At 62.2% G+C, this 13,289-nt stretch carries 13 protein-coding genes; 8 read left to right on the plus strand and 5 right to left on the minus strand.

The window, feature by feature from the left end; translation table 11 throughout:
• Positions 1-35 precede the first annotated feature (35 nt).
• Positions 36-2,762, plus strand: coding sequence for a DNA mismatch repair protein MutS (mutS, locus tag ACX3M4_RS18430; protein ID WP_459354441.1), 2,727 nt, complete (start codon positions 36-38; stop codon positions 2,760-2,762).
• Between the two features lie 255 nt (positions 2,763-3,017).
• On the plus strand, positions 3,018-4,205 hold the full coding sequence (locus ACX3M4_RS18435; RefSeq protein WP_459354442.1) for an MFS transporter: 1,188 nt from the start codon (positions 3,018-3,020) through the stop codon (positions 4,203-4,205).
• 9 nt (positions 4,206-4,214) lie between these two features.
• On the opposite strand, the gene ACX3M4_RS18440 is transcribed toward ACX3M4_RS18435, so the two are convergent.
• A complete protein-coding gene (locus ACX3M4_RS18440) occupies positions 4,215-4,736 on the minus strand; it encodes a DUF2244 domain-containing protein (RefSeq protein ID WP_459354443.1) in 522 nt (173 codons plus the stop codon).
• A gap of 22 nt (positions 4,737-4,758) precedes the next feature.
• Here ACX3M4_RS18440 and nth point away from each other — a divergent pair, with 22 nt between their 5' ends.
• Positions 4,759-5,574 carry an endonuclease III gene (nth, locus tag ACX3M4_RS18445; RefSeq protein WP_459354444.1) on the plus strand — a complete coding sequence of 272 codons (816 nt, stop codon included), beginning with the start codon at positions 4,759-4,761 and terminating at the stop codon, positions 5,572-5,574.
• Complete coding sequence (locus tag ACX3M4_RS18450) at positions 5,571-6,119, plus strand: GNAT family N-acetyltransferase (protein WP_459354445.1); 549 nt, start codon at positions 5,571-5,573, stop codon at positions 6,117-6,119. The genes nth and ACX3M4_RS18450 overlap by 4 nt, the downstream gene beginning before the upstream one ends.
• Positions 6,120-6,136: 17 nt before the next feature.
• Here the strand turns inward: ACX3M4_RS18450 and irrA are convergent, their stop codons facing one another.
• Positions 6,137-6,571 (minus strand): iron response transcriptional regulator IrrA, encoded by a 435-nt coding sequence (irrA, locus tag ACX3M4_RS18455; protein WP_459354446.1) that lies wholly within the window; start codon positions 6,569-6,571, stop codon positions 6,137-6,139.
• A 328-nt stretch (positions 6,572-6,899) separates the two neighbouring features.
• Here irrA and fabA point away from each other — a divergent pair, with 328 nt between their 5' ends.
• The 3 genes from fabA (at position 6,900) to fabI (ending at position 9,588) form a co-directional block, all read left to right on the plus strand.
• Positions 6,900-7,406, plus strand: coding sequence for a 3-hydroxyacyl-[acyl-carrier-protein] dehydratase FabA (fabA, locus tag ACX3M4_RS18460; RefSeq protein WP_459354447.1), 507 nt, complete (start codon positions 6,900-6,902; stop codon positions 7,404-7,406).
• Positions 7,407-7,541: 135 nt separating this feature from the next.
• The gene (fabB, locus tag ACX3M4_RS18465; protein ID WP_459354448.1) at positions 7,542-8,765 is read left to right on the plus strand and encodes a beta-ketoacyl-ACP synthase I; all 1,224 of its coding nucleotides are present in this window, start codon (positions 7,542-7,544) and stop codon (positions 8,763-8,765) included.
• A gap of 10 nt (positions 8,766-8,775) precedes the next feature.
• Complete coding sequence (gene fabI, locus ACX3M4_RS18470) at positions 8,776-9,588, plus strand: enoyl-ACP reductase FabI (RefSeq protein ID WP_459354449.1); 813 nt, start codon at positions 8,776-8,778, stop codon at positions 9,586-9,588.
• 154 nt (positions 9,589-9,742) lie between these two features.
• Here fabI and ACX3M4_RS18475 read toward each other — a convergent pair whose 3' ends face one another.
• Positions 9,743-10,240: an SH3 domain-containing protein gene (locus ACX3M4_RS18475; protein ID WP_459354450.1), complete on the minus strand. Its 498-nt coding sequence runs from the start codon at positions 10,238-10,240 to the stop codon at positions 9,743-9,745.
• Between the two features lie 287 nt (positions 10,241-10,527).
• Between ACX3M4_RS18475 and ACX3M4_RS18480 the strand changes: the two genes are divergently transcribed.
• Positions 10,528-11,514: a 2-hydroxyacid dehydrogenase gene (locus ACX3M4_RS18480; RefSeq protein ID WP_459354451.1), complete on the plus strand. Its 987-nt coding sequence runs from the start codon at positions 10,528-10,530 to the stop codon at positions 11,512-11,514.
• A 71-nt stretch (positions 11,515-11,585) separates the two neighbouring features.
• Here ACX3M4_RS18480 and dnaQ read toward each other — a convergent pair whose 3' ends face one another.
• Both dnaQ and ACX3M4_RS18490 read right to left on the minus strand, forming a co-directional pair.
• A complete protein-coding gene (gene dnaQ / locus ACX3M4_RS18485; RefSeq protein ID WP_459354452.1) occupies positions 11,586-12,299 on the minus strand; it encodes a DNA polymerase III subunit epsilon in 714 nt (237 codons plus the stop codon).
• A gap of 97 nt (positions 12,300-12,396) precedes the next feature.
• Positions 12,397-13,110 carry a phosphatase PAP2 family protein gene (locus ACX3M4_RS18490; protein ID WP_459354453.1) on the minus strand — a complete coding sequence of 238 codons (714 nt, stop codon included), beginning with the start codon at positions 13,108-13,110 and terminating at the stop codon, positions 12,397-12,399.
• Positions 13,111-13,289: the final 179 nt, after the last annotated feature.

Here is a 13,289-nt window from a genome sequence, read left to right on the forward strand (position 1 = left end):
GTGGAATGGGCCGCACGATTTGCTAGGTATCTGTCATGAGTGGACAGAGCGCGCAAGAAATCGCCCCGGCGGATGCCAAGATCACGCCGATGATGGCCCAGTTCCTGGAGATCAAGGCTGCCAATCCCGACAGCCTGCTGTTCTACCGGATGGGCGACTTCTACGAGCTGTTTTTTAAGGATGCGGAAGTCGCCTCCGCCGCGCTCGGCATCACACTGACCAAGCGCGGCAAGCATCAGGGCGAGGACATCCCGATGTGCGGCGTGCCGGTTCACGCGGCCGACGATTACCTCAACAAGCTGATCGCCAAGGGACACCGGGTTTCCGTCTGCGAACAGACGGAAGATCCGGCCGAAGCCAAGAAGCGCGGCTCGAAGTCCGTCGTCCGGCGCGATGTGGTGCGGCTGGTCACGCCCGGCACCCTGACCGAGGAACGCCTGCTTGATGCAGGCGCGAACAACTTCCTGATGGCACTGACCCGGCTGAAGGGCGGCTCGCTGGAAGGCAATGCGGTTTATGGTCTTGCCTGGATCGACATGTCGACCGGATCCTTCCAGGTGTCGGAGACCGACCACCAGCGCCTTGCCGCCGATCTTGCGCAGGTCAGCCCGCGTGAGCTGATCCTCGCCGACAATCTGCTGCAGGAAAGCGAACTGCGCCTGATCGCCGAGCAGGCGGGCGGTGCGTTGTCGCCGGTGCCGCGGGCGTTTTTCGATTCATCCACTGCCACCGACCGGCTGGCGCATTATTTCGGCGTGAAGACCCTCGACGGCTTCGGCACCTTCAGCCGGGCAGAGCTGTCGGCGGCCGCCGGTATCCTCGCCTATGTCGAAAAGACCCAGCTCGGCGAACGCCCGCCGCTGGACCCGCCGGTGCGCGAGGCCGGTGCCGGGCGCATGCTGATCGACCCGGCCACCCGGGCGAACCTGGAACTGTCGCGCACGCTGTCGGGCGAAAAACAGGGGTCGCTGCTGGCAACCATCGACCGGACGGTGACCGGCGCAGGCTCGCGCCTGCTTGCAAGCCGTCTCGCCGGACCGCTGGTCAATGTCGACGCCATCCACCAACGCCACGACGCAGTCGCTTTCTTTCTCGAAAACGAAATCATGCGCGAGGCCCTGCGCCAGACGCTGAAGGGCGCGCCGGACATGGCCCGCGCCCTGTCTCGGATCGCGCTCAACCGCGGCGGTCCGCGCGATATCCTGGCCGTAGCGCAAGGACTGGAAGCCGCCCGCCTGGTTCTCGACCAGACCAGCGCCACCGCCGGCACCATTCCGGCGGAAATTGCGGCGGCCCGGGCAAGCCTCGAGGGCGCGCCGCATGACCTTGGCGGCGAGCTCGTCCTGGCCCTCAAGGACGAACCGCCGCTCCTGAAACGCGACGGCGGCTTCATCGCGGCCGGCTACAATGCCGATCTCGACGAATTGCGCTCGCTGCGCGATGAAAGCCGCAAGGTGATCGCGAAGCTGCAGGCGGAGTATTCGGAAGAGCTGGGCCTCAGATCGCTGAAGATCAAGCACAACAATGTGCTCGGCTGGTTCATCGAGGCACCCTCCGCCCAGACCGAGAAGCTGACGTCGGACCCCGGCCGCTTCATCCACCGCCAGACGATGGCGGGGGCGATGCGCTTCACCACGACCGAGCTGGCGGATCTGGAATCGAAAATCGCCAGTGCCGGCGAACGCTCGCTTGCCATCGAACTGGAGATCTTCGAGCGGCTGGCAGGTGCCATCATCTCGGCGGGCGAAGCGATCAAGGCCGCCGCCCACGGCCTCAGCATCCTCGATGTATCGGCGGCGCTGGCCAAGCTGGCCCAGGAAGAGAACTACACCCGCCCCGCAGTCGACGACAGCCGTGCCTTCGATATCCAAGGCGGCCGGCACCCCGTGGTCGAAAAGGCCTTGAAGAAATCCGGCGGCGACAGCTTCGTTGCCAACGATGCCAATCTCGGTCCCGACGCGGACGAGGATATCGGCCATATCTGGCTGATCACCGGTCCGAACATGGCCGGTAAATCAACCTTCCTGCGCCAGAACGCGCTGATTGCCGTCCTCGCCCAGATGGGCTCCTTCGTTCCTGCGGCCTCCGCCCATATCGGCGTCGTCGACCGGTTGTTCTCCCGCGTCGGCGCAGCGGACGACCTGGCACGCGGGCGCTCCACCTTCATGGTGGAAATGGTCGAGACCGCCGCCATTCTCAATCAGGCCGGTGACCGCTCTCTGGTGATCCTGGATGAAATCGGCCGCGGCACGGCAACCTTCGACGGTCTGTCGATCGCCTGGGCGACCATCGAGCACCTGCACGAGGTCAACCGCTCCCGCGCCCTCTTCGCCACCCATTATCACGAACTGACGGCGCTATCGGCCAAGCTCGAGCGGCTTTCCAACGCCACGGTCTCGGTGAAGGAATGGAAGGGAGACGTCATCTTCCTGCACGAGATCGTGCCGGGTGCCGCCGACCGGTCCTACGGCATTCAGGTGGCCAAGCTCGCCGGATTGCCGGCAACCGTGGTCGAGCGCTCGAAACAGGTGCTGAGCCAGCTGGAAGAGCAGGACCGGCGCTCGCCGGCGGAAAGCCTCATTGACGAGCTGCCGCTCTTTGCCAGCCTGACCCCGGCCAAGCCCAACGCGCCCTCCGGTTTTTCAGAACCTGACCCGCTGACCCTGGCACTGGAAGAGATCAATCCGGACGACATGACCCCGCGCGAGGCGCTGGAAGCGCTTTACCGGCTGAAGACGCTGAGTGTCGGCAGGGAAGACTAGGCACAGTCTAGCAAGGTGTTTGTGGCCGATCCTTCGAGACGCTTGGCAAAGCCAAGCTCCTCAGGATGAGTTGCGGGGTGGTGAAATGCCGTCGGTGGCTCTCCCGCCAGCCTCATCCTGAGGAGGTCCGTCAGGACCGTCTCGAAGGATGAGCCGCTTGCTCCTGAAGCGACACTCTTTCAGAAAGCCCGTGACGTCGCAGACCAGTCCGGCTAGGTTGTTGCTCCTGCCCGTTTCTTTTTTCCGGCGAATATCATGCGGTCCCTGCTGCAGCTGCCCCGTCAGGCACTGCTGATCCTGTTGCTTCAGTTCTTCAACAGCCTCGGCGTTTCCGCGCTGGTGCCGATGATGAGTTATTTCATCGTCGAGGGGCTGGGTGCCGCGCCCTGGCAGGTCGGGCTCTATACCGGACTGGCCATGCCGCTGACGCTTGCGGCCAACCGCTGGACGGGCGAGCGGCTCGATCATGGGTTTCCCGTCAGGCGCATGATGCTGATCTCCGTCTGTGCCTATGCGGCCGTGACGCTGGTCCTGACCCAGGTCACCAGCCTGCTGATGCTTATCCTGCTGGTCGCGCCTTTGATGGGTCTGAACAACACCGGCCCGGCCACGATCTTCACCTTCGGCCGTCTTTATGCGGAGCGCGAGGGGCTCGACATTGCCCGCTATAATTCCTGGTTGCGCATGACCGTTTCGCTCGCCTGGATGATCGGGCCGGCGGTGTCCTTCTCGCTCGTCGCCACTTCGGGGTTCACCACCGCCTATCTCAGTGCCTTCGGCATCGGCGTCTGCTATCTGCTGCTGTGGTACATGATTGTGCCGGCGGATTTCCGCTCGATGCGGGAGCGAAAGACATCCGGCGCCAGAGACCCGATCAACTGGCGCCTTGCCGTGGCCGGTGCCACATGCCTCGGTTTCGTCGTCACCAATTCGCTGTTCGTCTCGGTTATGCCGCTCTTCTTCGTCAAGGAAACCGGTCTGCCGGGCGCGACACCAGGGCTTGCCCTGTCGGTGAAATGCCTGCTGGAAGTCTTCGTGATCTTCGGCTCCGTCCGTCTTGCCGAGCGGATCGGCACAAGACAGGTGCTGATGCTCGCCGCATGCCTTGCGGCGGTGAGCATGGTTCTTTTCGCCCAGGTCACGGCTCTCTGGCAGGTTCTTGCCGTCGCTGTGCTGGAAGGGGCTTACTATGGCCTCTTTGCCGGAGTGGCGATCAGCTTTGTCCAGAGCTTTGCTCCGGACAGGCCCGGACGGGCGACTGCCGTCTACATGAACAGCCTGCTCCTCGGCGGCATGATCGGCAGCGTTTCCATGGGTTTCATCGCCAGCGCCGCGGATTTCCGCACCGTTCTTTATGTTGCGGCCGGCAGTTCGCTCGCCGCGCTGGTGACACTGCTCGCAACCCTCAGGATCCAGCCGGAGACCGCGGACAGCCGGACCTGACCGCGTCCGTCAAACCCCGCCGGCCTTGGCGACGGCCAGAGCATTGGCGATCGCGCCGGCAAAGCTCGTCCGGTCGTCCGGATTGAGGAAGTTGCCGAGATCGACTGTCTCGCCGCGGCTGGCAAGTGAAATCCCCACGACGCCCTCGTCCTCCAGCCGGTCGATCTTCAGCCGCACCCAGAAGGGATTGAAGCGGTATTCGTGATAGCGCCGGCCGGGCCCGACCTTGCGGATGGCGATTTCGCTGCGTGAGATGGAAATCTCTTCAAAGCTGTGGGCGGAGCGGTAATTGGCGCGGAACGCAAACCAGACCAGCGCCATGTCGAGGCCGAAGAAGCCGAAGACCGGCCAAGCGCCAATGCGCCAGAACAGAAATCCGGCGACAAAGCTGATGACGCCGAGACAGGCCATCAGCACCAGAAAGCCCTTTGGCCCGAGAGAGCGGTGGGGCGTCAACACGGCGGTGAAAAACGGCCGGTCCAGGTCCGGCAATTCGTCATTCCGCTCGGGTTTCGGATTGTTCTCGCTCATGAGGCATGATTATAGAGAGAACATGAGCCAAGCAAAGAGCCCCGCCTCCGGCAAGGGAACCAGAAAGTCATCGCCAAGGGCGAAGACGACCCGGAAAGCCCCTTCCGTCGACAATCCCGGCAAGGTCCTGAAACGCTCCCGCTATTCGAAGGCGGAGAGCTACGCGATCTTCCAGCGCTTCCATGCGGACAATCCCGAGCCGAAGGGCGAACTGGACTATACCAACGCCTTCACCCTGCTGGTGGCAGTCGTCCTGTCCGCCCAGGCGACGGATGTCGGCGTCAACCGGGCGACAAGGCACCTTTTCCAGATCGCCGATACGCCGCAAAAGATGGTCGCCCTCGGCGAGGATCTGGTGCGCGAGGAGATCAAGACCATCGGTCTTTACAAGAACAAGGCCAGGAACGTCATTCTTCTCTCCGAGCAGCTGATCCGCGACCATGGCGGCGAGGTGCCCGAGGACCGCGACGCGCTGGAAGCGCTGGCCGGCGTCGGCCGGAAAACCGCCAATGTGGTGCTGAACATCTTCTTCGGCCATCCGACCATCGCCGTCGACACCCACCTTTTCCGGCTGGGCAACCGCATCGGCATCGCGCCGGGCAAGACGCCGCTGGATGTCGAGAAGGCGATGGAAAAGGTTGTGCCGGCCGAATTCGCGCTCCATGCGCATCACTGGCTGATCCTGCATGGCCGCTATATCTGCAAGGCCCGCAAGCCCGAATGCAGGCGCTGCGTGATCTACGATCTGTGCAAGAGCCCGGAAAAGCTGCCTTTCGATGCCGTGCCGGAGATTGCCCTGCGAACCAAGGCCCTGATCGAAAAGGAAACTGCAGCGTGAGCTTTCCCCTCGGGCCATTCCCGGCAAGCGAGCGGCTGCGCTTCAGGCTGCCGTCCAGCAACGATGCCGGATTTTACCACCGGCTGATGAACGAGCCGGACTATATCCGCTTCATCGCCGACCACGGTATCCGCACCGAGGACGACGCGGTCAACTACATCAAGAACAAATCGCTGGCGCGCTTTGCCGCCCATGGCGTCGGTCTTTGGGTGGTCGAACCGAAGCAGGCACCGGAACCGATCGGTGTCTGTGGCCTGGTGGTGCGCAAGGAACTGAAGCATCCCGATCTCGGCTTTGCCTTCCTGGAACACCACCGCGGCAACGGGTTTGGCCGCGAAGCGGGCCAGGCAGTGCTGGAATTCGTGCAAAAGGAACTGAAGCTGCGCACGCTTTGCGCCATCACCGATCCGGGAAATGTCCGCTCGGCCAATCTGTTGAAGAAACTTGGCTTCGAGCCGGACGGACAGCGCCACTTGAGCGAAATCGGCTCGACATCCGACTATTACGAATGGAAGCTGCGCTACGTGGAAAGCGGTCTGGCGTAGGAATTATCCGGCAGGGGTCAGTGCTTCTTGCGCACCCGAACCACCACATCGACCCGCACGATCTCCATGCCGGCCGGGGCCTCTGGCAGGCGGCCGATGCCGACGCCTTCTCCCGGAATGTCGATCACCCGGTTTTCGCCTTCGATGAAGAAGTGGTGGTGATCGGAAACGTTCGTATCGAAATAGGTCTTGTTGCCGTCTATGGCGACTTCGCGCAGCAGGCCCGCCTCGGTGAACTGGTGCAGCGTGTTGTAGACCGTCGCCAGCGATACCGGCACGTCGGCGGCAACCGCTTCTTCGTGCAGCAGCTCGGCGGAGATGTGGCGGTCGCCCTTGGAATAGAGAAGCTCGGCAAGGGACACGCGCTGGCGCGTCGGCCGAAGCCCTGCCACCCGCAGCATGTCCGTCACATCCTTCATTCCGCTGGTTTCGTGCACCACAAGCCTTGCCATTCCGATCCGATCCAGGTCCGTATTTTCAGGTACCGCGTTGCAAGAGCAGCGCCGGACAACACCCGGCGTTTGCGGCAATTGGCCTATATCTGCCATTTCTTGCACCCAAGATGCAAGTTTTTAACGCCGGCGGCTTTTTCACCGGGCGGACACAGGGACCCCGGATTTGGCGCAAATCCCGGCCAAACCTCGGAAAAACCCGGAAACTTCGATCAAGTGACATCTTTCAGTCATGGTTCCCCTGTGTTAGGAAGGCGCCTCAAACGAACCGAAAACAAATCAATCCTGCCTTTGAAATTCAGGGGCGGACCACAAAAACGGAACCTGAATGACCGAGCGCCGCTCCAGCTACGATTACGAAGCACTTCTCGCCTGCGGCCGCGGCGAGCTGTTTGGCCCGGGCAATGCCCAGCTGCCTCTTCCCCCGATGCTGATGTTCGACCGGATCACGGATATTTCCGAAACCGGCGGTGAGTTCGACAAGGGTTACGCCCGCGCGGAATTCGACATCAAGCCGGATCTGTGGTTCTTCCCGTGCCATTTCCAGGGCAATCCGATCATGCCCGGATGCCTCGGCCTCGACGCCCTGTGGCAGCTGACCGGCTTCCACCTCGGCTGGCAGGGTCTGGAAGGCAAGGGGATGGCGCTTTCCACCGGTGAAATCAAGTTCAAGGGCATGGTCACGCCCGACGTGAAGCTGGTGGAATACGGCATCGACTTCAAACGGGTCATGAAAGGCCGGCTGGTCCTCGGCATCGCTGACGGCTGGCTGAAGGCCGATGGCGAGACCATTTACAAGGCGACCGACCTGCGCGTGGGCCTGGCCAAGTCCTGACCTTCGCACGCTCGATTTTGTTTGGCCGGCGCTTCTTTGTCATCAGAAGCGCCGGTTCGCATATTATCTAAGAGCCTGCAGGCACCAACCAACTCCTCTCAGACCTGCAGAGCCGACAGACATAGGGAGACCGCAATGAGACGCGTTGTCGTCACCGGTTTGGGTATCGTTTCCTCCATCGGATCGAACGCACAGGAAGTGCTGGCCAGCCTTCGCGAAGGCAAGTCCGGCATCAGCTTCGCTCCGGATTACGCCGAGCACGGCTTCCGCAGCCAGGTTCACGGCAAACCGGACGTCGATGTCGCCGAGCTCATCGACAAGCGCCAGCTGCGCTTCATGGGCGACGGTGCGGCCTACAACTTCATTGCCATGCAGCAGGCGATCGCCGACAGCGGCCTTGAAGAGGGCGACGTTTCCAACACCCGTACCGGCCTGATCATGGGCTCCGGCGGTCCTTCGACCAAGAACCTGTTCCAGGCACACCAGATCGTCATCGAAAAGGGTTCTCCCAAGCGCATGGGCCCGTTCATGGTGACCCGCGGCATGAGCTCCACCAACTCTGCCTGCCTTGCGACCCCGTTCAAGATCAAGGGCATCAACTATTCCATCACCTCGGCCTGCTCCACGTCGGCCCATTGCATTGGCGCTGCCACCGAGCAGATCCAGTTCGGCAAGCAGGACGTGATGTTCGCAGGCGGCGGCGAGGAACTCGACTGGACGCTGTCCTGCCTCTTCGACGCCATGGGCGCCATGTCCTCCAAGTACAACGATACGCCGCAGACCGCTTCGCGCGCCTATGATGCGACCCGTGACGGCTTCGTCATTGCCGGCGGCGGCGGTGTTGTCGTCCTGGAAGAGCTGGAGCATGCCAAGGCACGCGGCGCCAAGATCTACGCCGAAGTCACCGGCTACGCCGCCAATTCCGACGGCTACGACATGGTTGCGCCGTCCGGTGAAGGCGGAGAGCGCTGCATGCGCCTTGCCATCTCGACCCTCGGCGATCGCAAGGTCGACTATATCAACACCCACGGCACGTCCACGCCTGTCGGCGATATCGGCGAGATCGAGGCCATCCGCCGGGTCTTCGGCGAGAACCAGCCGCCGGCGTCTTCCACCAAGTCGCTCACCGGCCACAGCCTCGGTGCAACGGGCGTGCAGGAAGCGATCTACTGCCTCTTGATGCTGCAGAACGATTTCATCACCGCATCGGCCAATGTCGCCGAACTCGATCCGGCCCTGAAGCCGGGCGAGATCGTGACGGAGCGCCGCGACAATGCCGGTCTCGACACCGTCCTGTCCAACAGCTTCGGTTTTGGCGGCACCAACGCCTCGCTGGCGCTGTCGCGTTACCACGGCTGAGGAGTTTTGAATGTCTGATTTGATGAAGGGCAAACGCGGCCTGATCATGGGCGTTGCCAACGACCATTCGATCGCCTGGGGCATTGCCAAGACCCTTGCCGAGCATGGCGCTGAGCTTGCCTTTACCTACCAGGGCGAGGCCTTCGGCCGCCGCACCAAGCCGCTGGCGGAGTCCGTCGGCTCCAAGATCCTGCTGCCCTGCGACGTGGAAGACGTCGCCTCCGTCGACAGCGTCTTCGACGCCCTCCGGCAGGAATGGGGCAGCATCGACTTCCTGGTGCATGCGATCGCGTTCTCCGACAAGACGGAACTGCGCGGCAAATACGCCGACACCACGCGGGAGAACTTCACCCGCACCATGCTGATCTCCTGCTTCTCCTTTACCGAGATCGCCAAGCGCGCGGCAGACCTCATGACCAATGGCGGCTCCATGGTGACGCTAACCTATGGCGGCTCGACCAAGGTGATGCCGAACTACAACGTCATGGGCGTTGCCAAGGCAGCCCTGGAATCCTCCGTCCGCTACCTGGCGGTCGATTACGGCGAGCAGAATATCCGCGTCAACGCCATCTCCGCCGGCCCGGTGCGCACCCTGGCAGGCTCGGGCGTTTCCGACGCCCGGCTGATGTTCAACTTCCAGAAGCGCAACTCGCCGCTCTGCCGGACCGTGTCTCTGGACGAGATCGGCGGTACGGGCCTCTATCTCCTGTCGGATCTTTCCGGCGGCGTGACAGGCGAAGTCCACTTCGTCGACAGCGGCTACAACATCATGTCCATGCCGCGCCTTGAAGAACTTAAGGTTCAGGAAGTCACGGCGGATTGACGGATTTTCCGGGATCCTGGAAATGCGAAAGGCGGCCGCTTGGCCGCCTTTTTTATTGGGCGTTTTGAATAATTCGACCTCATCCTGAGGAGGGCCGGAGGCCCGTCTCGAAGGATGAGGTTGGAAGAGAGGCCACGCTCACAGCCTTAAGCCCTCAGTTCCCGATCAGTTCGTCCGGGTAGACCCCGAAAAGGCGGGTCTGGTCGAGCCAGCCGTCGTAATTCTCGCCGTTGACGCGGCACCAGCCGCCGGCGCATTCGGTGACAGTTGTCAGGACGAACGGGTCCAGCTCGGCGACGATGTCGGCATCGGAGCGGGAACGGGCGCGGAGCGGGGTGCGGTCGTTCTTCTCCCAGGGCGTCACCAGCGCGGTGCGGCGGCCGGAGAGGAGCGAATGGAACACCCAGCCCTGCTTGCCTTCCCAGTCGCGGATGCGGCGCCAGTTCTCGAACTCGCCGACGATTTCCACCGGCAGCCCCGACGTCACGAAAGTCCACGCGATGTCATGTTCGCGCGAAGGACCGATGCGCACATTGACGCGGTCCGACTTCAAACTGACGAATCGCGGCACGGGCAAGCCGCTGGCACCGGTCGACGTTCCCTGTGCCTGAAGCGGCGTCAGGGGGGCCAGCAGACCGAAAAGCAATGTCAACACACAAGTTAAGAGCCGGGGTCCCGGGATCGAACGCGCCATATTGTCCGGTTGTCCAATTGTTATGTTCTTCGTCGTGAGGCAAATCTCTACCGAAAAATCTGCGCGAAAACCAGCATGGCAGATTTGGCCGGTTGGCGAACCGCGGCGATTGAAACCCATCCCTTGTTTCTGCCGGACCATCTGGTAAGGAAAAGGGGTGGTCTCATCCGCTCGCGCAACGCGCAGCGTCAAGGTGGTACCGTTGAGGTTAACAAGTCCTCAACGCAGCGCGAAAGGCAATTGGTATGGCGAAAAAGAAGCCTGTCGTCGTGGTCACCCGGAAGCTTCCGGACGTGGTCGAAACCCGGATGCGGGAGCTGTTCGAGACGCGTCTCAACGAGCAGGACAGGCCCTTCAGCCAGGCGGAACTGGTGGAAGCGGTGCGCACCGCCGACGTTCTGGTGCCGACCGTCACCGACAGGATCGATTCCTCCGTCCTCTCCCAGGCCGGTGAGAACCTGAAGCTGATCGCCAATTTCGGCAATGGCGTCGACAATATCGACGTGGTGAGTGCCAACAACCGGGGAATCAACGTCACCAACACCCCGGGCGTCCTGACAGAAGACACCGCCGACATGACCATGGCGCTGATGCTGGCCGTGCCGCGGCGCCTTGCCGCAGGCATCAAGACGCTGGAAGCAGGCGACTGGGCCGGCTGGTCGCCGACCTGGATGCTGGGCCACCGCATCTGGGGCAAGCGCCTCGGCATCATCGGCATGGGCCGCATCGGCCAGGCCGTCGCCCGCCGCGCCAAGGCCTTCGGCATGTCGATCCACTATCACAACCGCCGGCGCCTCGCCGAAAGCGTCGAGGAAGAGCTGGAGGCAACCTACTGGGAAAGCCTCGACCAGATGCTGGCGCGCATGGACGTGGTGTCGATCCACTGCCCGCACACGCCCGGTACCTTCCATCTTCTCTCCGCCCGCCGGCTGAAGCTCCTGAAGAAGGATGCCTACGTGGTCAACACGGCCCGCGGCGAGGTGATCGACGAGAACGCCCTGATCCGCATGATCGAAGCCGGGGAACTTGCCGGTGCCGGCCTCGACGTCTTCGAGCACGAGCCGGCTGTCAATCCGAAGCTGGTGAAGCTGGAAAACGTGGTCCTGCTGCCGCATATGGGCTCTGCCACCATCGAAGGCCGTATCGAGATGGGCGAGAAGGTCATCATCAACATCAAGACCTTCATGGACGGCCACCGTCCGCCGGATCGCGTCCTGCCATCGATGCTGTAAGGCGTCACTAGCGCTTGCCGGCCATGTAACTGATTGAAAAGCGAAGGATTTCCGGATCCTTCGCTTTTTTGCTATCCGTTGTATTTCGTCCAGATTGCGCTGTCGCCCATGCCGGAGATAAAGGCCTTGTGCGCCTCCAGCTCGGTTTGCAGCAGCGGGCGTTCCAGGGGAACCGGGCGGGAACGGGCATTGAAGGTGCCGAGTTCGCCCGGCTCGAAGACAGGCCCGCCGGAGGCCGTCTCGTCTTCCTCGGTCAGGAGGCCGAGAGCGGTCTGGCGGCCGCCAATCAGCTCCAGATAGACTTCCGCGAGGATCTCGGCATCGAGAAGCGCGCCGTGCTTGATGCGCTTGGAATTGTCGATGCCATAGCGCGAGCAGAGCGCGTCGAGCGAGTTCGGCCCTGTCGGATGCTTGCGCCGTGCGATCTCCAGCGTGTCGAGCACCTGGGTCTTCGGGATCGTCCGCCGCCCGGCCCGCTCCAGCTCCATGTTGATGAAGCCCATGTCGAAGGCGGCGTTGTGAATGACCAGCGTCGCATCGCCGACAAATTCCAGGAATTCATCTGCCACATGCGCGAACAGGGGCTTGTCAGACAGGAACTCCGCCGACAGGCCATGCACCCGGAAAGCCTCTTCCGGCATGTCGCGCTGCGGGTTGATATAGACGTGATAGGAGTTGCCGGTGGCGATATGATTGATCAGCTCCACCCCGCCGATTTCCACCAGGCGGTCGCCGCCTCTCGGATTAAGTCCCGTGGTTTCCGTATCGAAGGAAATTTCGCGCATCTTCGCCGCCTTTGCCTGTTCCAGTCACTGTGCAGCTTGGTGAAGAAGAGGCAAGGCTTCGGGCAGGTTTTCCCCGGTGTTCCGGGCCGGTTACAGGCTAGAGTGCAGCATCTGGCGCTTTCCTGAGGACCCTGGCGCGTTGAAGAACAACGGTGACCAGCCAGCAGAATACGGCCCAGATCGATCCCACGGTCCAGCCGGCCAGAACATCGGTCGGCCAATGCACGCCGAGATAGACGCGGCTGATGCCAACGATAACCGCGATCAGCATCGCGCAGCCGAGAATGTAGACCTTTGCCACCCAAAAGGGGCTCAGCCGGATAATCATCACGGCGAGCGTGAGATAAACTACCGCCGCCATCATGGAGTGGCCGCTGGGAAAACTCGCCGTGAAGACCTGGGCACCGTGCGGCACAAGATCCGGCCGGTCCCTGTCGATGAGAAGTTTCACAACCGAACTCAGCACCTGGCCGCCACTGACCGCGGCGAAAACCGCAAGGCCCGCCCGCGGCTTGGAGATCACGAACAGATAGCCCACCACCATCAGCGTTATCATCGCCAGCACACCGACGCTGCCGAGCGCCGTGAAGTCCCGCATCATCTCCTCAAGCCACGCCGGGCCGAGCGGATCTGTCACATCAGTGGGGCTGCGAAGAGCGAGAAGCAGCGAGCGATCCAGCTCCCTGGTGCTGCCTTCGGAAACCTCATCTGCAAGTTCAAAAAAGCCCCAGAGCCCTCCCGCGGAGAACAACAAGGCCAAGATCAAGGGGAGTTCTTCGCGGCCGACGCGCTGAAACAAGTTGGCAATCATAGCTGGCTCCGATTGGGTCCCTTTGTTGTGAACCGGCTAACCCGTTGAATGTTCCAAAGAAACCCCGGTGTCGATCCGGTCGAGATACAAGAGACTATTGGGTTTCACATTATTTTCGTAATCTGGACGACAACTGCGCGGTATACGAGAAAAGGTCGTTGCGGACCTCTGAACAGACC

This window comes from Roseibium sp. M-1, from assembly GCF_054515675.1.